Raw genomic sequence first — 20786 nt, forward strand, 5'->3', positions numbered from 1 at the left:
AAGTACCGTTACTGCACAAAAACCACCCCTGAGTGTCGTTATCTTCCCGTATCTTGATCTATGGCAAATCACGAGACCGACAACCTAGAAACGCCTAAACTCCTATATAAGAAGGCATAGCACCATCCGTAATATTCACAAAAGTCAGCCCAGACATCATGAACCCGTCGCACACAGAGAAGACAGCCAAGAAAGATCATTTGGGACGATAAACAACACACCGCAATCTAATTGAAAATAGAAAAGCATCTACTCGTTATCAAAAGCACAACAATGCGTGAAAGAACTAGAAGGAGCACTGACAGTGCCCAATGAAGAAAAAAAAACATATATAGAATACACTTTTTGATAACTAACATATTTAATATGTTGCGCTTGTGGCTAAATTGATAGGCTTATAATTAATCTTGAACAGGGCCCTCACCCCTAACATTCATCCACACCATAATTCCGTAAGCCGCCAACAACGCGACGATCATCGATCCCTTGATCAACTAAAAAATGCGCAGCGCCCAACAGCATCCCGCAGCGTTTGCGCCAAGCCTGGTGAAGCCTCGACCAAATCCTCAATGCTCAGGCCGCCTCCCCCAACATCGCCACAACCCATTGATATTAAATTACTTTTACATCGCCATACGGCCATTTAACGGCTGACCAATCCGTAATAGGTCAATTTTTCTCGCAATAGTCGTCAACTCGGTTAACGCTCGTGCCGCGCCTGACCTATTTTAAAAGTAGAGACAAAAGGACAACTGGAGACGTACCGATGGCTATTCTACCGCCGTTCCAACCGGCAACCCCTAAGCCATCTGAAAGGGCAAGGATGATCGAGTATTACTCATCGCTAAATGAAGAGCTACGAAATTTCAACAGAGAAAAACTCAGGGAGATCAAGCGCAAAGAACGCTTGCGTCACAACGGCAAAGAGGCCTTAGAAATGAACAGAGCGAAGCTTCCAGAACGCGGCATAAACTGCGCTCAGTTTTTTGAAAGCAAAAAATATTGCATCAATAGTGTGTCACTAGACCCTGGAAAAAAAATACAACTACATAGACACCTTCACCGAAGAGAGCGGCTTGTGGTTGTATCGGGAGTCGCCAGTGTAACTTTGGGCGATAGAACATTTCTTGTGCAAGAAGCCGAATCCGTCAGCATAAATTTCGCGGATTGGCATAGCATTCAGAATCCAGGAAAAGCATTACTTACGATTATCGAAGTTCAATGCGGCAATATTTCGATCGAAAAAGACACAGAATACTTCCTCGAAACGACTCTATAAATTTTTCCATTTAAACTACAACGCACAGCTCCTCTTATAAAAGAAGCTGCAAGGCACGGGTGGCATTATGACAAATGCGAATCAATCAGCACTCCAAGAAAGGCCCGCAATAATAAGAACTCCAATCAGCCATCATCCAGACAAGTACGGCTTACTAAGCTCGTTATTTTATACATCTACCGCAATGATTAATGGATTTCACGGCAGCTATACGTCGCTCGCTAACTCCTGCATCCAGCACGCTGTTCGCGTATGCTGCGACGAACTAATTCCGCACATATCGACTTTTGACTCCATCGACGATATACGAAAACTCTGCCACGAAGGATTCCTACAGAAAATATTCGATGAAGCCCAGCACAACTTTTATGCGAGCCTCTATGTGCTTAATCTCAACCCAGGGAGTCGCTTTAAATGGACAAACTTCTGGTCAGCTTCAATCAGAAGCACTACCGATGCTGTGATCGAACACTGGGGAACATTAAAGCAGCATAGCCTGCCCGTGCCCCGGAGCAGCACTGCCGCACAACAGGCTTACAGACAACAAGTTGCGCGAAATATAGAACAGCTTCTAAGCATTGGCGCCATTTCGGCTTACCGCTCATGCAAACATTGGCACCTGATGTTAGATCGCTCAGATTCTGTTATCGCTGCCCAATGTGTCGCCTCTGGAAACTGCGTCGACATAATGACTGTGGTCGACACCTACGCCTGCGCACATCACTTTGATTGCGAGTACGCCGCGATCGTCACCGAGTTACCGCTAAGCCAAAACGCAACTCACTTGAGCCAGCTACTAGGCGTCATGGTGTCATCGCGCGATGACTTAAGTCGTCTTATTAGCGGTAGAAATAGATGACATGGCTAACAGTAAATGCGGCGGCAGAACGCCCAACTCAGAAACGCTCGTGCGCCCCCTTTGGTCGCATCTATACAGCGTCGCGACCCTTTTGAAGATACTCTGCGAATAGCTGGTAGCCGAGCCCTGCATTAAAGCAAATTTTCGTGCGACAACCCGGCAAACCCGCAGTCATCCCAGAAGCGCAGAGCAGACCACCCGGGTGGCCGCCTCAGAGATAGCGTACGCTCTGTTTTTAGAGATAATCCTCTGGACACTCAATACCTGGGCTCGGCGTAGTTTTTGCTTGAGCTAACGATGCTGTATTGTAGACTTTCATTAAGGGCCTGAGCGCAGAAGTTGGGGCGACGGAAAGTGAGGCCGACAATCGGGTAGCGATTTTGAAAAAGCAGAAGAGAATAGGTTATCAGCTGGCAGCAGCCCTAATGTTGGCGAGTATGGCGCTCTCCCCGCAGGCGGAACTCTATAAAATCGTCGACGAAGACGGCAACGTGACATTCAGTCAATTTCCACCGACTGAGAAAGTTGATGACGCCGCGGTAGAAAATATCACGCTGGAGGGAGCCAATGACGGTATGACTCCCCTCACTAAAATAGGTAGCATTCAGTTTTGCGGCGACATCGAGCTACCCAATAAAATTGACTACAGCGGCCAACCCGACCGCTTTATGAAAGAGCTTAACCGCAACCAGAAACGCTGGCAGCGGCGCCTCAGTGCCCTAGAAAAACAAACCCAGGATGCGCTGCGCAATCAACAGCGCTACAACCGCCACCCATACCGCGATGACAGCTACCGCAACCGGCAGAAGCTAGAACAATTTCAACGCCAAGAAAACAATATCAGACAGATCCGAGATCTGCGCTGCGCAATGAATTGGGCTGACAACCGAGAAAAAGACCTGATTGAGTACCGAACAGAAAGCCACGCGGAGCTCGAGCGTCTCGAGCGGGTGCAGGGCGCGCTACTGTCACAAATGCATCAGGCATGTGGTGACGAACCCCGTTTTGACCCCAGCGACCAAGGTGCGCGATTGCGTCTGGACACCTGGCAGGAATGCAGCACTCGGTATCAGCAGGATTTGCGCCAGGTATCGCGCCAGCTGCAGAAAGTATCACGCTCCATTTCGGACACAAGCCGTTAGGCCCTGCCCTTAACTTTCCTTCCCGACCTCGCTATGCGCGTCTTACGATACCCGCTATGCGACTAACGGCAGCGCAGCGGCAGATACTTGATATCCAGATCGGTGCGGTTTTCGCCGGCCGCTATCATTCCCGCGGGCACTTCATCGTAGCCGCAAATCCACGACACTGGGCTTGCGAGTGAGTCCTCCACGTAAACCGGCCTGATACTCAGCACTTTGCCGTGCTGGGACTCGGGAAACTTGCGACCGAAGGTCAAATGCATCGCTCCGCTTTTTACCGTAACCGATTGCAGATAGTTACCAATAATCTTGTCTGCTTCGGGCATACCCGCCGCTTTGTTATTTGGCGCAAACTTGCCCGATGCACGTAAGCTGGCTTCCAGTGGCAGCTTGTAGACATCGACCAGCTCGACTGATTCCACCACCTGTTTCTGGATAGTGCGGTAACCCGAGGCGGGCACCGCCAGCGTTGCCAGAATGGCAACAACCGCCAACACCACCAACATTTCCAGCAAAGTAAAACCGCGCAGATGCGCCGCACGGAAACATTGGACGCGACAGTGAACTGGCTGAATAGTGAGGGGGTTACTTGGGGTCATCCTGAACCACGCTATCTGCTGTCGATTAGCCAAGCTTACTACACCCTCAGCCTTCGCGCTGCCGTGCCAGAGCCCAACGAATATGCGCCTCCACCATGGCATCTACCTGCGGTAGACGCGCCTGCAACGCTGCAATAATCGCCGGATTTCTCGGCGCGTTGCCCAGCGCCACCGCCAAGTTTCGAAGCCAGCGCTGGTAGCCGATCCGGCGGATCGCCGACCCCTGAGTATTGCGATCAAAATCTGCTTCACTCCACTGGAACAATGACAGCAGGTCTGCGCTATCCAATTGATGGCGCGGTTTGAAGTCTGACTCTATCGTGGGTTGTGAAAACTTGTTCCACGGGCACACCAGCTGGCAATCGTCACATCCGAACACCCGGTTACCCATCAACGGCCGCAGTTCTTCCGGAATTGCACCTTTGAGCTCAATGGTCAGATAAGAAATACAGCGCCTGGCATCTACCTGGAAAGGCGCCACAATGGCACCGGTAGGGCAGTCCGTAAGACAGGACGTGCAGGTACCACAGTGCAGGCTCGACTGCGGCTGATCGACTGGCAATGGCAGATCGGTGTAGATTTCCCCGAGAAAAAACCAGGAACCCGCCTTCGGATTGATGAGCATGCTGTTTTTGCCGATCCAGCCCAACCCTGCTTTTTCTGCAAATCCCCGCTCCAACACCGGCGCGCTATCGACAAAGGCGCGGCTATGCTCACCGCCATGCGATTTTATCCGCTCGGCAATTGTCGCCAGTCGCTTGCGAATCAGCTTGTGGTAGTCACGGCCCAGGGCGTAGCGGGAGATATATGCTTTCTCAGGCTGATCCAGCAGATCTCCGGTATTGGGCTCATCGGGGAAGTAATCCATTCGGAAGCTGATCACCCGCAGCGTGTCCGGCACCAGCGCAGCCGGCTCCTCACGCAACCCGGCGCGCTCCGCCATATAAGTCATCTCGCCGTGATAATCCTTTGCCAGCCACTGCTTCAGCCGCTGGGCATGCACACCGATGTCCGCATCGGTGATGCCCACTTGCTGGAAACCCAGCTCTTCACCCCAGCGACGGATCGCACCAGCCAGATGAGTCAGATCTGTTTGAGGAATAGTAGACATGGGGCTCGTGGCGGCAATAGCGCATGCGTTAAGATAGCGCCATTCTGCCAGATCGAGAGTGTTCATGCTTCGTTGCAGCGACAATCTTCCCACCACGCTCTATACCGCCGAGCAAGTCCGCGCCCTCGATGCCTGCGTTATTGAACAGCACGGCGTCCCAGGCATTCAGTTGATGCTCAAAGCCAGCCGCGCCCTGCTTTCAACATTGGAAATTCAATGGCCCGATTGCCGAGAGCTGCAGGTGTTTTGCGGCAAGGGCAACAATGCCGGCGATGCCTACCTGCTGGCGGCACTGGCCATCGAGCGCGATTACAAGGTGCAGCTGTGGCAGGTTGGCGACGTTCCCCAGCGCGGAGACGCGCTCGCCGCGCGTGAACGCGCCATCGCCGCTGGGGTTAGCGTGAAAGCCTGGCAGGGCGAGCAACCAACCAAGGGGGTCATCGTAGACGGTCTGCTAGGCACCGGTCTCCAGGGCGAGGTGCGACCGCGCTTCGCCGACGCCATTGGCGCCATTAATCGCAGTGGGCTGCCTGTGCTCGCTGTGGATGTGCCCTCAGGCTTGTGCTCCGATAGCGGTCAGATTCTCGGCGACGCGGTACACGCCAGCGTGACCGTGTGCTTTATCGGCCTAAAACGAGGCCTGTTTACCGGCGCCGCCGCCGACTGCGTTGGCCATTTGTACTTCAGCGATCTGGAAGCTCCCTCGGCTGCCTACCAAAATCAGGTCCCGGCTGCCCGACATTTACGACTGGACGATTGTCTCAGCGCGTTGCCCGCCCGTGCCCGCAGCGCTCACAAAGGACATTTTGGCCATGTGTTGATTGTTGGGGGGGACCACGGTATGGGCGGTGCGATTATGTTGGCCGCCGCAGCGGCAGCGCGCTGTGGAGCCGGCTTGATCAGCTGCGCAACACGCGGCGAACACACCACCGCCCTGCTGGCGAACCGGCCGGAAGTCATGGTGCACGCGGTTGAAGCGCCAGCACAGCTCGAGCCGTTGCTGGCCAGAGCCAGCGTGGTCGTTATTGGCCCCGGCCTCGGCCAGAATGATTGGGGGCGCATGCTCCTCACGCGCACTCTGACTTTTAAGAAGCCAATCGTGCTCGACGCCGATGCACTCAACCTGCTCGGACCCAAACCGACGCTGGCGCGCAATGCGCCTACCGTGATCACGCCACATCCGGGCGAAGCCGGACGGCTGCTTGATGTAGCCAGCACTACAGTTCAACGCGACCGCTTTGCAGCGGCGCAAGATCTGCACCTGCAAACCGGCGCCACCGTGCTGCTGAAGGGTGCCGGCACGGTCATCGCCGACAGCCAGGGCATTGCTGTGTGCAACTACGGCAACCCGGGCATGGCCAGCGGCGGTATGGGCGATGTGCTCAGCGGCGTAATAGGCGCGCTGCTGGCCCAACAGCTAAGCCCAGGCGAGGCAACTTGTCTTGCAGCCTGCGCCCATGGTGCTGCCGCCGACCTTGCGGCACAAAACGGAGAGCGCGGCCTGCTGGCCAGCGACGTTATCGATCACCTAAGGAATGTGCTGAATCCGTGATGCAGTATCTTGCTAATGAAGCCGCCACTGTCGCCGCCGGCGAGCGCCTTGGCCATGCGGCCCAGCCAGGCACCGTGTTATTTCTTGAGGGCGACCTTGGCGCGGGCAAAACCACGTTTTGTCGCGGTTTCCTCCGCGCTTTTCGCTATTCAGGAGCGGTTAAAAGTCCAACCTACACACTGGTGGAACCTTACGAGTTGTCGGCGGGTCTTATCTATCATTTTGACCTTTACCGATTGGGCGATCCGGAAGAACTCGAATATATGGGAATTCGCGATTATATTGGCAACCACAGCATTTGCCTGATCGAGTGGCCAGAACGTGGCGTCGGAGTTTTGCCTACCCCCGACATACGGGTTAGGATTGAAACCGATGGCAGCGCACGCACCCTGCAGATTGAATCAGCATCGGCACTCGGTGAGCGCATTGCTCAACGCTATCAGGCAGACGAGAGATAATGAAAAAAACGTATAGCCTGCTGGTTCTCTTCATTGCATTTGTCATGAGTGCGGCGAGCTTTGCTGCCGACGTACGCGACGTGCGCTTATGGCGAGCCCCCGATCACACCCGAGTCGTTTTCGATTTAAGCCGCCCGGCCGACTACCAGGTATTTCAGCTTAACGATCCAGAGCGTCTGGTGGTCGACATCCAGAAGACCAACCTGAAAAAGCTGCCATCCAACCTCGACTTCCAGGACACCCCAGTGAGCCGAATGCGGCACGGCGTGCGCAATGGGGGCGACCTACGCGTGGTGTTCGACCTGAGCCAGCAGGTCAAAGTGCGCAGCTTCATGCTCAAAGCCAGCGGCGAACTGCACGATCGTCTGGTAATCGACTTTCACGAAAAGGAAAAGCAGGCCCGAACCGTTAAAAAAGCGGTGGACATCACCAGCGACCGGCGCCCCGTCGTGATAGCCATCGACGCCGGCCACGGCGGTGAAGATCCCGGCGCTATTGGCCCCGGTCGTCTCTATGAAAAACATGTGGTACTGGAGATCGCCAAGGAATTACAACGGCTGTTCAACACCACCAAGGGTTACAAGGCCGAGCTCGTGCGCACCGGCGACTACTATGTCGGCCTGCGCCAACGCCGGGATATCGCTCGGAAAATGCAGGCAGACCTGTTTGTCTCCGTGCATGCTGACGCGTTTACCAACGCCAAAGCGTCAGGCAGCTCGGTCTACGCCCTATCCCAGCGCGGCGCCACCAGCGCCTCGGCGGCTTTTCTGGCGAGAACGGAGAATGATTCAGACTTGGTGGGCGGGGTAAGCCTGTCAGATAAAGACGACATTCTCGCCGGTGTACTGACCGACCTGTCCATGACCGCCAGCCTGGACGCCAGTCTAAGAATTGGCAGCAATGTTTTGAGCGAGATGGGGCAGATGTCAAAACTGCACAGCCGCCGGGTGGAACAAGCCGCCTTCGCTGTGCTGAAATCCCCTGATATCCCCTCCATCTTGGTGGAAACCGGGTTTATCTCCAACCCCGGCGAAGCCAAGAATCTGGCAACCAACTGGTATCGGGCAAAAATGGCGCGGGCCATCTTCAACGGCATCGACAACCACTTCAAGCGCAGCCCACCGCCCGACACCTACCTGGCGGCCCTCAAGCGCGGCGAGATTAAACCCCGGGAGTACACAATCAGCAGTGGTGATACACTGTCAGAGATTGCTGCCCGTTTCGATGTCACCGTGACGCAGCTGCAGCGTGAAAACAAACTCGCCCACACCCAGATACGGGTGGGCCAGACACTGAAAATTCCCGAATCCTGATACTGTTCTAATGCCCCGAATTCAATTGCTCAACCCCCGGCTCGCCAACCAGATCGCTGCCGGGGAGGTGGTCGAACGCCCCGCCTCCGTCGTCAAGGAACTTCTGGAAAACAGTCTGGACGCCGGCGCCAGTCGTATTGATCTGGAGGTGGAGGCCGGCGGCGTAAAGCTGATCCGTATCCGCGATAATGGCGGCGGCATCGACAAAGACGACCTGCCCCTGGCTATGAGCCGCCATGCCACCAGCAAAATCCGCGACCTGGAAGACCTAGAAAAGGTTCTCAGCCTTGGTTTTCGCGGCGAGGCCTTGGCCAGTATCAGCTCGGTTGCCCGACTAACCCTGACCTCGGCCACCGACGAATCCAGCTCCGGCTGGCAGGTAAGCTGTGAAGGTCGCGAAATGCAGGCCACCGTGAAGCCCGCACCCCACCCCCGCGGCACCACTGTGGAAATGCGCGACCTGTTTTTTAACACACCCGCCCGTCGCAAATTTCTGCGCACCGAAAAAACCGAATTCGGCCATCTTGAAGAAGTGGTCAAGCGATTGGCCTTGAGCCGCTACGACGTGGCGTTCAACCTGCGCCATAACAGCCGTGTCGTGCACAGTCTGCCAGCGGCTACCAATCAACTGGAGCAGGAACGGCGGCTGAGCCGGGTATGCGGCCCGGCCTTTCTGGAAAATGCTCTCCATATCGAAACCGAAGCGGCTGGCCTGAAGCTGTGGGGCTGGGTGGCGCTGCCCACTTTTTCTCGCAGCCAGGCCGACATGCAGCACTTTTTCGTCAACGGCCGCATGATCAAGGACAAGCTGATCGCCCACGCGGTACGGCAAGCCTATCGGGATGTACTGTTCCACGGTCGCCATCCAGCGTTCGTTCTGTATCTGGAACTCGACCCTTCGATCGTCGACGTCAATGTGCATCCCACCAAGCATGAGGTTCGCTTCCGCGATGGCCGCACCGTGCACGACTTTATCTTCCGGAACTTGCATCGCCTGCTGGCCGAGGTGCGGCCAGAAGATCAGGTCAACAACGCGCGCCTGGAAACCCAGCAACAACCGGCAGAGATCGCACCGCAGCAGGCTCCTATTAGCTTTCGGCCATCGCAATACGAAAACAGAGTCAGCGAAAGCGATGTTCGCGAACAGCTACAAGGTTATACCGCATTGCAATCGCGCGCTCCGACCGCAATGCCAGCCACAGTAACCAGCCAAGCGATGGCACCGCCGGCCGAGGACGAACAAATACCGCCGCTGGGTTACGCGCTCGCTCAACTCAAGGGCGTCTATATTCTTGCGGAAAACGAGCACGGCTTAGTCATGGTGGATATCCACGCCGCCCACGAGCGCATTACTTACGAGCGAATGAAAACCGCGCGCGACAATCAGGCCATTCGCAGCCAGCCACTACTGGTCCCGATGACCCTTGCCGTCAGCGAGCGCGAAGCGGCCTGTGCCGAACAGTCCAGCGAAATGTTCGGCCAGCTGGGCATGCGCGTGGAGCGGGCCGGGGAAGAGGCACTGGTCGTGCGCGAATTGCCTGTGATGTTGGCTAACAGCGACGTGGATCAATTGGTTCGCGACGTGCTCGCCGATTTCATGGAATACGGTAGCTCTGATCGGATGCTAGCCCATATCGATGAAATCCTGGCCACCATGGCCTGTCATGGCTCGGTACGCGCTAACCGCAAACTCACCATCCCGGAAATGAACGCCCTGCTGCGGGACATGGAAGCGACCGAACGCAGCGGCCAATGCAATCACGGCCGACCAACTTGGGTGCAGGTATCACTGCCCGAACTCGACAAATGGTTTCTACGTGGCCGCTGAGGATTTACCCCCAGCCATTTTCTTGATGGGCCCCACCGCCTCCGGCAAAACCCGGCTGGCGTTTGAATTGTGTGACCACCTCAACGCGGAGATCATCAGCGTGGATTCTGCCCTGGTATACCGGGGCCTGAATATCGGCAGCGCCAAACCCACCGCGCAGGAACTGCAACGCTACCCCCATCGCTTGGTAGACATCCGCGACCCCGCCAACCCTTACACAGCGGCTGACTTTCGTCGCGATGCGCTGGCAGCGATGGCCGATATCACCGCACAGGGCAAGGTGCCCCTGCTGGTGGGTGGCACCATGCTGTATTTCAAGGCCTTGCTGGACGGACTGGTAGAACTGCCACCCATCGAGCCGACAATCCGCGCAAGCATCGAACGACAAGCAAAGACAAGCGGCTGGCCCGCGCTGCACGCCGAGCTGACACAATGCGACCCGGAGACTGCCGCCAACCTCCACCCCAATCACTCGCAACGCATCTGCCGGGCGCTGGAGGTATACCGCAGCACCGGGCGCCCCCTCAGTCACTGGCGGCGCCAGCAGGCTGAGCAAGCGCTCCCTTACCGGCTATTGCAGCTAGCGGTGGCACCTGCGGAGCGGACCCTATTGCACCAGCGCATCGAGCAGCGCCTGACCACCATGTTTGCCAGCGGCTTTGTCGACGAGGTTCGGCAGCTTTATCAGCGCGGCGATCTCGACCGGAACCTTCCGGCCATTCGCGCTGTCGGATATCGGCAAGTCTGGGAATATCTCAGCGGTGAGATAAGCGAAAGCGACATGCAGACCAAAGCGCTGGCGGCCACCCGCCAACTTGCCAAGCGCCAGTTCACCTGGCTGCGCAAGTGGCCGGCGCTGCACTGGCTGCTGTGGAAAGATGCCGAAGAAAGCTTGTTGCCGGCGCTTTTTGAGAAGCTCAGCGATGTTGATTTTCCAGTGGATGGGCTATACTAGCCCTTAAACTTCAAGTAATTCCGTAACCCGGGTCTTATTTGATTCAGCTTGCGGGAGGCGTAGGCGTCCGAGAACTGCTTTTTAGGTCTCCATTCGGACATGCCACCGTCTGTCGCTTATTCTGGCCAATGGCCACTCAAGGAGGCTACACCATGTCAAAAGGGCATAGCTTACAAGACCCTTACCTTAATATTCTGCGTAAGGAACGAGTACCGGTATCCATTTACCTGGTAAACGGCATCAAGCTTCAAGGACAGATCGAGTCTTTCGACCAGTTTGTCGTGCTGCTTAAGAACACGGTCAGCCAAATGGTGTACAAGCACGCCATTTCCACCGTCGTGCCCTCGCGCGTCGTCCGGCTGCCAATGCAGCACCCGCCGGAAGACGATGAGAGCTGAGGCACCTGCTTTCTTTGGTTCTGACTGTACATTGCTGAACTCCTTTATCAGCCGCTGGCGCCGTTGGGCAGCTGGCGGCTGTGCTGTGGGAGAACCCCTTGCTATTTGAGCGCCCCGATACCGGTGAACGCGCAGTACTGGTGCACATTGAATTCAATGGGCTAACCGAGCGCGAAGATCCGGACGAATTCATGCAGCTGGTCACTTCGGCCGGCGGCGAACCCGTCTATTTCATGCGCGGCCAGCGCCCCATGCCTCACGCCAAAACCTTTGTCGGGTCTGGCAAGCTGGAAGAGATCCGGCAGGTTGTGGTGGAACACGAGGCCGAGCTGGTGCTATTCAACCACTCCCTGTCTCCCAGTCAGGAACGAAACCTGGAAAAGGTGCTGCAGTGCCGGGTGCTCGATCGCACCGGCCTGATTCTGGATATCTTTGCCCAGCGTGCGCGCACCCACGAAGGTAAATTGCAGGTGGAGCTGGCGCAGCTCGAACACATGTCCACCCGCCTGATTCGAGGCTGGACTCACCTTGAACGCCAGAAGGGCGGCATCGGCCTGCGCGGCCCCGGTGAAACCCAGCTGGAAAGTGACCGTCGCCTGCTGCGTGCACGCATCAAAAGCATCCAAGCGAGACTGGAGAAAGTGCGCAAGCAGCGCGATCAGTCGCGGCGCGCCCGCAAGCGAGCCGAAATTCCCACACTGTCTTTTGTGGGCTACACCAACGCGGGCAAATCGACACTGTTCAACTCCCTGACCGAAGCGCGCGTCTACGCAGCCGATCAGCTATTTGCTACCCTCGACCCCACCCTGCGCCGCCTGCAGGTGGCAGACGTGGGGCCCGTGGTGCTGGCTGACACAGTTGGTTTTATTCGCCACCTGCCACACAAACTGGTCGAAGCCTTTCGGGCCACACTGGAAGAGGCCGTGAGTTCAGATTTGCTGGTGCACGTCATCGACTGCGCCGACGAAGAACGCGATGACCACTGCCGGCAGGTGCATGCCGTGTTGGCAGAAATTGGTGCCGACGAACTGCCCATGCTCGAGGTTTACAATAAAATTGACCTGATTGGGCAGGCGCCGCGTATAGACCGCGATGAGCAGGGCAGACCTTACCGGGTGTGGCTGTCTGCGCGCCGGGGCAAGGGCCTGGAGCTATTGATGGAAGCCCTGAGCGAACTGCTCGCCGGCGACGTGGTCGATACCGATGTGGTTTTGGCCCCGGAAAAATCGCGTCTACGCTCGCGCCTGTTCGCACTCGGCGGGGTACAGGAAGAAGAATACAACGAGCAGGGCAGCACCCTGCACATACGCATGCCAAAAGCCGACCTGATGCGAGTACTCGCCCAGGAAGGAGAAAAGCTGGAAAATCTGCAACCGCGCTGAGGTACGACCACCCCAGCAAAGTTTGATAGACTTCGAAGCGCTTTTTGGTGACGACATTTTAGATTGTTTAGGAGAAGGGCATGGCCTGGAATGAACCGGGTGGTAAAAATAACGACCCGTGGGGTGGCAACAATCAGGGGCCACCAGACCTCGACGAGGCTCTGAAGAAATTCAAAGAACAGCTCGGCGGCATCTTTGGCGGCGGCAGTGGCGGATCTGGAGGCCAGGGCTCCGGCTTTAGCACGGGTTCAGCCGGTGCCATCCTGGCAATCGCTGCTTTCATCTGGGCGGTATTTGGTTTCTATCAAGTCGATGAACAGGAAAAGGCTGTGGTGCTGCGCCTTGGCGTTTACCACACCACCCATTCGGCCGGCTTGCACTGGAGCCCCCCGCTGATCGACATAGTGGAAAAGGTCAACGTCACCAAGGTTCGCCAGGCTGAACACCGCGCGTCGATGCTGACCGAAGACGAGAACATCGTCGATGTACCCATGTCGGTACAGTACACCGTATCGGACCCCGCACACTTCCTGCTGAAAGTGCGCAACCCCGAGCACAGCCTTGAACAGGCCATGGAAAGCGCACTGCGCCACGTGGTGGGTGGTTCGTCCATGGATGACGTCATTACCGCCGGCCGGGAAAAAATGGCCGTCGATGTGAAGCAGCGTCTTCAGAACTATCTCGACAACTACGAGACCGGCATTCTGGTATCGGAGGTAAACATCAAGGAATCCCGAGCACCGGCCCTGGTGATGGACGCCTTTGACTACTTAACCCGTGACAAGGAAGACAAATCACGATTGAAAAACGAAGCTGAAGCCTACGCCAACACCATCATCCCGGAAGCGCGCGGTGCCGCTCAGCGTCAGCTGGAGGAGGCCAACGCCTATCGCGATCAGGTGACCGCTCGCGCTGAGGGTGAGGCCGCACGCTTTACCAAGCTGCTGACGGAATACAAGAAGGCGCCGGAAGTTACCCGCCGCCGCCTCTACATCGATGCCATGCAAGACGTCTACAGCAACAGCACCAAAGTGATGGTTGACGTCAAAGGCGGCAACAACATGCTTTACCTGCCCCTGGATCGCATAGCTAATCGCAACGGCGGCAGCGGTAGCGGCAGCATCGACAATATCGATATTGAGGAGCTGACCAACCGCGTGGTCGATCAGCTGCGCCGCGAAACCCAGTCACGTCGTCGGGAGGGCCGTTGATCATGAATAACCGTGGATTAGGCATACTGATACTGGTTGGCCTCGCCGTCATGCTTGGCTTCCAGACCCTCTACGTGATCAAGGAAACCGAGCGCGGTGTACTGCTGAAGTTCGGTGAAGTGGCAGTGCCAGATATCGAGAAGGGCCTGCACTTCAAGGTTCCATTGATGCACGTGGTGCGCAAATTTGATCGCCGCATTCTCACCCTGGACTCCCAGCCCGAGCGCTTCCTCACCGTTGAGAAGAAACCGCTGGACGTGGATTTCTACGCCAAATGGCGGGTTATCGACACCTTCAAGTTTTACACCGCCACCAACGGCGAAGAGGCCCGGGCCCACCGGCTGCTGGCCCAGCGTATCAATGACGGACTGCGCAACCAGTTTGGTGAGCGCACGGTTCACGAAGTGGTATCCGGCGAGCGGGACCTGCTGATGGTGGAACTGACCCATAAACTGAACCAGATCGCCACTACCGAATTCGGTATCGAAGTGGTGGATATCCGGGTCAAGCGTATCGATCTACCAGAGCAGGTCAGCCAGTCGGTCTTCGACCGGATGAAGTCCGAACGCGAACGTGAAGCCCGCGAGCACCGCTCCACCGGTCGCGAGCAGGCAGAATTCATCCGCGCCGCTGCCGACCGCGAGCGCACGGTGATCGAGGCCAATGCCTACCGAGATGCCGAGCGCATTCGCGGTGACGGCGACGCCCGCGCTGCCGAAATTTACGCCCAGGCCTACTCACGCGACCCGGAGTTTTACAACTTCATGCGCAGTCTGGCGGCCTACAGGGATTCCTTCAAAGGCAAGGATGACATCCTGGTGGTAGATTCAGAGGGTGAATTCTTCAAATATCTGAACGAAGGCGTCAACAGCAAGCGCTAACATCGGCGCCGGATCATGTTACAATCGCGCAACCGGGCAGTGCTTACCGTTTTACGGTGAAGGGCTGCGCGGTTTTTTTGTGTTTGTGTGGAACGAAAGCATGTGGCAGGAGCTGGCAATTGCCTTCAGTCTGGTACTGGTTATAGAGGGCCTCATGCCCTTCATCAGCCCGGGCCAATGGCGCGCGGTCGTGCTCAACATTGCCCGCACCGACGACAAACAGATTCGCATAGTGGGGCTGGTCAGCATGCTGTCCGGTCTGGCCCTGCTGTATTGGGTACGATAGAGTAAAACGGAATCCCTATGACCATAGCCGACCGCTGGTTGCTGCCCGACGGGGTAGAGGAACTGCTGCCAAAAGATGCGGCCAAGGTTGAGCATCTGCGACGCCAACTGCTGGATCTCTACCAGAGCTGGGGCTACGAACTGGTCATCCCACCCTTACTGGAATACACCGAATCACTGCTGGTGGGCCTTGGCAGCGACATTGATCTGCAAACCTTCAGGGTAACCGATCAACTCACTGGCCGCATGATGGGCCTGCGCGCCGACATCACACCGCAGGCGGCGCGTATCGACGCCCACAGCCTCGGTCGCGACGGTGTAACCCGGCTCTGTTATGCGGGCAGCGTACTGCATACCCGACCAAAATCACCGCTGGCCTCCCGCTCCCCCATTCAACTGGGAGCCGAGCTCTACGGTGACGCCAGCACCGACAGTGATCTGGAAATCATCAGCCTGATGCTGCAGACACTGACCGTTGCCGGCGTCCAGAACCTGACCCTGGATCTGGGCCACGTTGGTATTTACGCCGCCGTGGTATCCGGCCTCGATGAGGCCACTGAACAGCGCTACTTCTCCATCCTGCAACGCAAGGCCGCCGCAGAGCTGCAGGCACTGCTGGCAGAGCTTCCGTTAGACGACAGCATCAAGCAGGCGCTGGCTGTGCTCGCGGAATTGCACGGGGACGCCAGCATTCTGGCGCGCGGTCGCGAAGCCCTCAAGGCCTATCCGCGCGCCGTGGCCGCCATTGAAGCCGTCGACCAGCTGGCAGCCGATGTCCAGGCTCGCTTTCCCGGCGTTGCACTGTATTTTGATCTGGCCGAATTGCGCGGCTATCACTACCACACCGGCGCGGTGTTCTCTGCCCTGTCCAGCGATTGCGACCGGGCGCTGGCCTCGGGCGGGCGCTATGACGATATTGGCCGTGTCTTTGGCCGGGCGCGCCCGGCAACCGGGTTCAGCATTGACCTGAAAGCCCTGCTGGCCCTGCTGCCAGACTGCGAAGCAGGCTCCGCCATTCTTGCACCAAACAGCAAGAACCCGGATCTCTGGCACAAAGTACAGGCACTGCGCGCCAGTGGCGAACAGATAGTTTTTGCCCTACCGGGCGATACCCAGGTGCCGGCTTGCACACGCGAGTTGGTGTTCAAAGATGGCGACTGGCAAGTAGTGCCGCGCTGAGTGTTTTTCTGTAATTTTTTGAGATGGATTCAATGAACAAAAACGTCGTGGTGCTCGGTACCCAGTGGGGCGATGAGGGCAAGGGCAAGATTGTTGACCTGCTGACCGATCAGGCTGCCATCGTGGCTCGTTTTCAGGGTGGCCACAACGCCGGCCACACTCTGGTGATTGGTGGTGAAAAAACCGTACTGCACCTGATTCCCTCCGGCGTATTGCGCGAAGGCGTTACCTGCTTGATCGGTAACGGTGTCGTGCTAGCCCCCGATGCCCTGCTCAAAGAAATTGGTGAGTTGGAAGCCAAAAATGTACCGGTGCGTGAACGCCTGCGACTGAGCCCATCCTGCCCGTTGATTCTGCCCTACCACGTTGCGCTGGATAAGGCCCGCGAATTGGCCAAGGGCGAAGCCAAGATCGGCACTACCGGGCGCGGCATAGGCCCAGCCTATGAGGACAAGGTCGCTCGTCGCGGCCTGCGCCTGGGTGACCTGATGCATCCCGAGCGTTTTGCCACTAAGCTGCGCGAAGTCATGGATTATCACAACTTTGTGCTGACCAACTACTTCAAGGTTGAAGCCGTCGATTATCAAAAGACCCTCGACGACGCGCTGGAAATGGCCAAACAGTTGCTGCCCATGGTGGCAGACGTCACTAAACTACTGCACGACTATCGCCTGGACGATCAGAAAATCCTGTTTGAGGGCGCTCAAGGCTCGCTGCTGGATATCGATCACGGCACCTACCCGTTTGTGACCTCATCCAACACAACCGCCGGCGGCACCGCCACCGGTAGCGGCTTCGGCCCGTTGTATCTGGATTACGTACTGGGCATTACCAAAGCCTACACCACCCGTGTCGGCTCCGGCCCCTTCCCCACCGAGCTGTTCGACGATGTGGGCAAGCACCTGGCCGCCAAAGGCCACGAATTCGGTGCCACCACCGGTCGCGCCCGCCGCTGCGGCTGGTTTGACGCCGTTGCCCTACGTCAGTCGGTACTGATCAACAGCATTTCCGGTATCTGCCTGACCAAGCTTGATGTCCTCGACGGACTGGAAGTGGTGCGCGTTTGTACCGGCTACAAGAACGCTGCTGGCGACGTCATTCCCGCCCCCATCGACTGCGACGATTACAGCACTCTGGAACCCGTTTACGAAGAACTGCCCGGCTGGAGCGAAACCACATTGGGCGCCAAAACCTTGGAAGAGCTGCCGCAGAATGCGCGCGACTACATTCAGCGCATAGAAGAGCTCGTGGGTGTGCCCATCGATATCATTTCCACCGGCCCGGACCGTGTCGAGACCATCGTGCTGCGCCACCCCTTTGACTAAGTAGCACGCGCCGGGTGCACTGCATCCGGCGCACGGGCTTTCTGCAGCCGCCCCCCTTGCCCAATCCTGTTCACCGGCCTACCCTCTCTGCACCGATAACAATACCTGCTGCGGAGAACGCTAATGACACTACCCGACCCCATACTCGCCCCGGTAATGGCTCTCGTACTCTGGACCTGCTTTGTACTGGGCTGGATGGCGCTGACCCGCATTCCCTACCTACGTAAAAACCGGGTGCACCCGCAGAAAGGCGAGCGCACCGCGGAGCTGGCAGGGCTAATGCCCAAACAAATTCAGTGGAAGGCCGATAATTACAATCACTTGATGGAGCACCCGACCATCTTCTACGCCACCGCCTTTGTCTGGGCCTTTATTGGCAGCGCCGGCACCATCAACGTCACCCTGGCTTGGGTCTATGTAGGATTGCGCGTTGTGCATAGCCTGGTGCACGCAACGATCAACAAAGTCATGCTTCGACTGACACTGTTTGCGTTGAGTTCGGTGGTGCTGCTGATCATGGCGGTCAATGCCGCGGTGGTCGTGCTGTAATTAGCGCTACCGTGCAGAAGCGCCCGAACGTTAATCGGTTGGAAACATCGACAACCGCACTGAACACGAAGCTCGGTGGTCAGGACACCGGCGGCGCGGCAGAGTCCAATCGTTTGGCATCGAGGGCGTACTCTGCCATCGCACCGTAATCCGGCAGCTCGGTGTCGAGCACAATGCGACCTTTAACGTCGCGTGCGTTCACGTTGAAATCTTCGCCATTATTGACTTGATAGAATTTCAGCACCGCATCGAAGGCAGCGCTGGCGAGGCAAGAAGGCGGCGTATCGGCCCTAAGGGTCACCACATAATCGCCGCCCAGAGAAGCGTTGCAGACTTCCCCCTGCAGCGGTGATGCTTTTGGACGCACTTTCAGAAACAGCTTGATACTCATGACAACCGCCCAGTCACTAACCGCTATAGCATAGCGCCTGGGCGTGGTCAGAAAATCCGTAATTTTCCCTACAGCTCCGAGAGTTCGAGCCAGCGCTCCATGGCCTCATCCAGCGCCTGTTGGCACTCGGTCATCCGCTGCCAATGGGCGTTAAGCTCATCGTGAGGCAGGCTGCCAAAGTCGGCTTCCAGGCTACGCGCATTGAGCTGCTCTATCTCGCTTTCCAGCTCGCTGATCCGATCCGGCAGTGCATCGAGTTCGCGCTGCAGTTTGTAACTGAGTTTGGTTTTGGCAGGTGCCGGTTTTGTTGCAACCGGCGCGGTTTTTGACGCAGGCGACGGCGTGGCTTCTACCGCCGGCGCAAATGCCGCCTTTACGCGCTGGGCGGGAATGTCACTGTAGCCGCCCACAAAATTATCGACTCGGCCGTTGCCTTCGAACAACAGACAGGCGCTGGCGACATTGTCGACAAACGCCCGGTCGTGGCTCACCAACAGCACGGTGCCTTCGAACTCCATCAACAGCTCTTCCAGCAGCTCCAGTGTCTCCATATCGAGATCGTTAGTCGGTTCGTCCAGCACCAAAATGTTGGCGGGCTGGCTGAATAACAGGGCGAGTATCACTCGCGCCCGCTCTCCGCCAGACAACACGCGTATCTGCGACCGCGCCCGTTCAGCAGTAAACAGAAAATCACCGAGATAGCTGATGATATGTTTCTGTTTACCATTGACGGTCAGGCTTTCTCTCCCCTGCCCGACCACGTCGACCACGGTTTTGTTGTCATCGAGCACCGAGCGCATCTGGTCAAAATAGGCTATCTGCTGCTTGCTGCCACGCCGGACCGCACCTTCGTTGGGTTCAAGCTCCCCCACAATCAACCGCAGTAACGTGGTCTTGCCGACACCGTTAGGGCCTATCAGAGCCAGTTTGTCGCCCCGACTGATAATCAGGTCGAGATCGCGTATTAAAGGCGTGCCGTTGTAGCCATGGCCGACCCCGGTGAGTTCCGCCACCAGCTTGCCGCTGGATGCCGCTTGCTCCACCGACAGACGGGCACTGCCCTGCACACTGCGGCGTTGCGCATATTCTTCGCGCAATCGTTTGAGGGCTCGCACCCGCCCTTCATTGCGGGTGCGTCGTGCTTTGATACCCGTGCGTATCCAGCGCTCTTCGTCGGCCAGGCGCTTGTCGAAAAGCGCATTCTGCTCTTCCTCTATCCGCAGATCCTCGGCGCGGCGCGTCATAAACTCAGTGTAGTTACCTGGATAGCTTTTCAGGTGACCACGATCCAGCAGCACAATGCGGGTGGCCAACCGGTCAATCAAGGCGCGGTCGTGGGTGATAAACAGTACCGCCCCCCGGTAATTCAACACGGTCTGCTCTAGCCATTCGATCGCGGCAATATCCAGATGGTTAGTCGGTTCGTCGAGCAGCAGAATATCCGGCTCCGCAACCAGTGCACGGGCCAGCGCCACCCGCCGCCGCCAACCGCCAGAGAGCTCCGCCACCAGCGTATCGCCATTGAGTTTAAGTCGATCGAGGGTTTGCTCGATGGCGCGATGAAAGTGCCAGCCGCCGCTCGCTTCCAACTGCTCTTGGCAGCGGGCCAGCGCCGTCATATCGGCCTGGCGCGCGGCCTGTTCATACTGGCGCAACAGTTCTCCGGTCTCTCGCAGGCCGGCTGCCACAGCGTCGTAGACCGTGGTATCGGCTGCCATCTCCAGAGGGGCCTGAGGCATGCTCGCGATGGTGGCCTCGGGTTGCAAGGCCACTTCGCCCCCATCGGCAGCCAGCGTCCCCTCAATAATCGAGAGCAGAGTCGATTTACCCGAGCCGTTGTGCCCGACCAGACAGACCCGCTCACCGGGATCGAGCTGCAGGCTGGCACGATCCAGCAGAATCTGCTGCCCCACAGAAAATTCGAGTTCACGAGCGGTCAACACAGGCACGGCGAAATACTTCCTCTTTACTGTTTGGGGCGCATGATGCCCGGATCAGGCGCTGGATGAAAGAGCCATAAGTAGGTAGAAGTCGCGATGGTTGTATACCGCAGGGTGAATACACTAAACGATGGGGTAATGCAGGTATT

19 protein-coding genes are annotated in these 20786 nt (G+C 57.2%); 15 read left to right on the plus strand and 4 right to left on the minus strand.

Annotated elements, in window-relative coordinates; translation table 11 throughout:
• The first annotated feature begins 766 nt into the window (after positions 1-766).
• Both AC222A_RS04180 and AC222A_RS04185 read left to right on the plus strand, forming a co-directional pair.
• The gene (locus AC222A_RS04180; protein WP_372758710.1) at positions 767-1279 is read left to right on the plus strand and encodes a phosphomannose isomerase type II C-terminal cupin domain; all 513 of its coding nucleotides are present in this window, start codon (positions 767-769) and stop codon (positions 1277-1279) included.
• 1284 nt (positions 1280-2563) lie between these two features.
• Positions 2564-3280 (plus strand): DUF4124 domain-containing protein, encoded by a 717-nt coding sequence (locus AC222A_RS04185; RefSeq protein ID WP_486774660.1) that lies wholly within the window; start codon positions 2564-2566, stop codon positions 3278-3280.
• A 62-nt stretch (positions 3281-3342) separates the two neighbouring features.
• On the opposite strand, the gene AC222A_RS04190 is transcribed toward AC222A_RS04185, so the two are convergent.
• Both AC222A_RS04190 and queG read right to left on the minus strand, forming a co-directional pair.
• A complete protein-coding gene (locus AC222A_RS04190; protein ID WP_486774676.1) occupies positions 3343-3855 on the minus strand; it encodes a pilin in 513 nt (170 codons plus the stop codon).
• 70 nt (positions 3856-3925) lie between these two features.
• Positions 3926-4990, minus strand: coding sequence for a tRNA epoxyqueuosine(34) reductase QueG (gene queG, locus AC222A_RS04195; protein WP_372758717.1), 1065 nt, complete (start codon positions 4988-4990; stop codon positions 3926-3928).
• Positions 4991-5054: 64 nt separating this feature from the next.
• Between queG and AC222A_RS04200 the strand changes: the two genes are divergently transcribed.
• From AC222A_RS04200 to AC222A_RS04260, 13 genes are all read left to right on the plus strand, one after another.
• On the plus strand, positions 5055-6542 hold the full coding sequence (locus AC222A_RS04200) for an NAD(P)H-hydrate dehydratase (RefSeq protein ID WP_486774661.1): 1488 nt from the start codon (positions 5055-5057) through the stop codon (positions 6540-6542).
• The gene (gene tsaE, locus AC222A_RS04205; RefSeq protein WP_372758715.1) at positions 6542-7000 is read left to right on the plus strand and encodes a tRNA (adenosine(37)-N6)-threonylcarbamoyltransferase complex ATPase subunit type 1 TsaE; all 459 of its coding nucleotides are present in this window, start codon (positions 6542-6544) and stop codon (positions 6998-7000) included. Before AC222A_RS04200 ends, tsaE begins: the two co-directional genes overlap by 1 nt.
• Complete coding sequence (locus AC222A_RS04210; RefSeq protein WP_372763755.1) at positions 7000-8313, plus strand: N-acetylmuramoyl-L-alanine amidase; 1314 nt, start codon at positions 7000-7002, stop codon at positions 8311-8313. The genes tsaE and AC222A_RS04210 overlap by 1 nt, the downstream gene beginning before the upstream one ends.
• 10 nt (positions 8314-8323) lie before the next feature.
• A complete protein-coding gene (mutL, locus tag AC222A_RS04215; RefSeq protein WP_486774662.1) occupies positions 8324-10141 on the plus strand; it encodes a DNA mismatch repair endonuclease MutL in 1818 nt (605 codons plus the stop codon).
• Between the two features lie 25 nt (positions 10142-10166).
• Positions 10167-11096 carry a tRNA (adenosine(37)-N6)-dimethylallyltransferase MiaA gene (gene miaA, locus AC222A_RS04220; RefSeq protein WP_486774663.1) on the plus strand — a complete coding sequence of 310 codons (930 nt, stop codon included), beginning with the start codon at positions 10167-10169 and terminating at the stop codon, positions 11094-11096.
• Positions 11097-11248: 152 nt separating this feature from the next.
• Positions 11249-11494: an RNA chaperone Hfq gene (hfq, locus tag AC222A_RS04225; RefSeq protein WP_183411307.1), complete on the plus strand. Its 246-nt coding sequence runs from the start codon at positions 11249-11251 to the stop codon at positions 11492-11494.
• Positions 11495-11592: 98 nt separating this feature from the next.
• The gene (gene hflX, locus AC222A_RS04230) at positions 11593-12876 is read left to right on the plus strand and encodes a ribosome rescue GTPase HflX (RefSeq protein ID WP_372749879.1); all 1284 of its coding nucleotides are present in this window, start codon (positions 11593-11595) and stop codon (positions 12874-12876) included.
• 80 nt (positions 12877-12956) lie between these two features.
• Positions 12957-14087 (plus strand): FtsH protease activity modulator HflK, encoded by a 1131-nt coding sequence (hflK, locus tag AC222A_RS04235; RefSeq protein ID WP_486774664.1) that lies wholly within the window; start codon positions 12957-12959, stop codon positions 14085-14087.
• A 2-nt stretch (positions 14088-14089) separates the two neighbouring features.
• Positions 14090-14968, plus strand: a complete 879-nt coding sequence (hflC, locus tag AC222A_RS04240; protein WP_372758633.1) for a protease modulator HflC — start codon at positions 14090-14092, stop codon at positions 14966-14968.
• A 100-nt stretch (positions 14969-15068) separates the two neighbouring features.
• On the plus strand, positions 15069-15254 hold the full coding sequence (locus AC222A_RS04245; protein WP_372750485.1) for a DUF2065 domain-containing protein: 186 nt from the start codon (positions 15069-15071) through the stop codon (positions 15252-15254).
• 17 nt (positions 15255-15271) lie between these two features.
• Entirely contained in the window at positions 15272-16432 is a 1161-nt protein-coding gene (locus AC222A_RS04250; RefSeq protein WP_372750484.1) for an ATP phosphoribosyltransferase regulatory subunit, read from the plus strand.
• 32 nt (positions 16433-16464) lie between these two features.
• Positions 16465-17757 carry an adenylosuccinate synthase gene (locus AC222A_RS04255; protein ID WP_372758634.1) on the plus strand — a complete coding sequence of 431 codons (1293 nt, stop codon included), beginning with the start codon at positions 16465-16467 and terminating at the stop codon, positions 17755-17757.
• Positions 17758-17880: 123 nt separating this feature from the next.
• Positions 17881-18306, plus strand: coding sequence for an MAPEG family protein (locus tag AC222A_RS04260; RefSeq protein WP_372758635.1), 426 nt, complete (start codon positions 17881-17883; stop codon positions 18304-18306).
• 79 nt (positions 18307-18385) lie between these two features.
• Here AC222A_RS04260 and AC222A_RS04265 read toward each other — a convergent pair whose 3' ends face one another.
• Both AC222A_RS04265 and AC222A_RS04270 read right to left on the minus strand, forming a co-directional pair.
• Positions 18386-18697 carry a hypothetical protein gene (locus tag AC222A_RS04265; RefSeq protein ID WP_372798268.1) on the minus strand — a complete coding sequence of 104 codons (312 nt, stop codon included), beginning with the start codon at positions 18695-18697 and terminating at the stop codon, positions 18386-18388.
• A gap of 68 nt (positions 18698-18765) precedes the next feature.
• Complete coding sequence (locus AC222A_RS04270; RefSeq protein ID WP_486774665.1) at positions 18766-20646, minus strand: ATP-binding cassette domain-containing protein; 1881 nt, start codon at positions 20644-20646, stop codon at positions 18766-18768.
• Between the last annotated feature and the right edge of the window lie 140 nt (positions 20647-20786).

Source organism: Litorivivens sp., assembly GCF_057445395.1.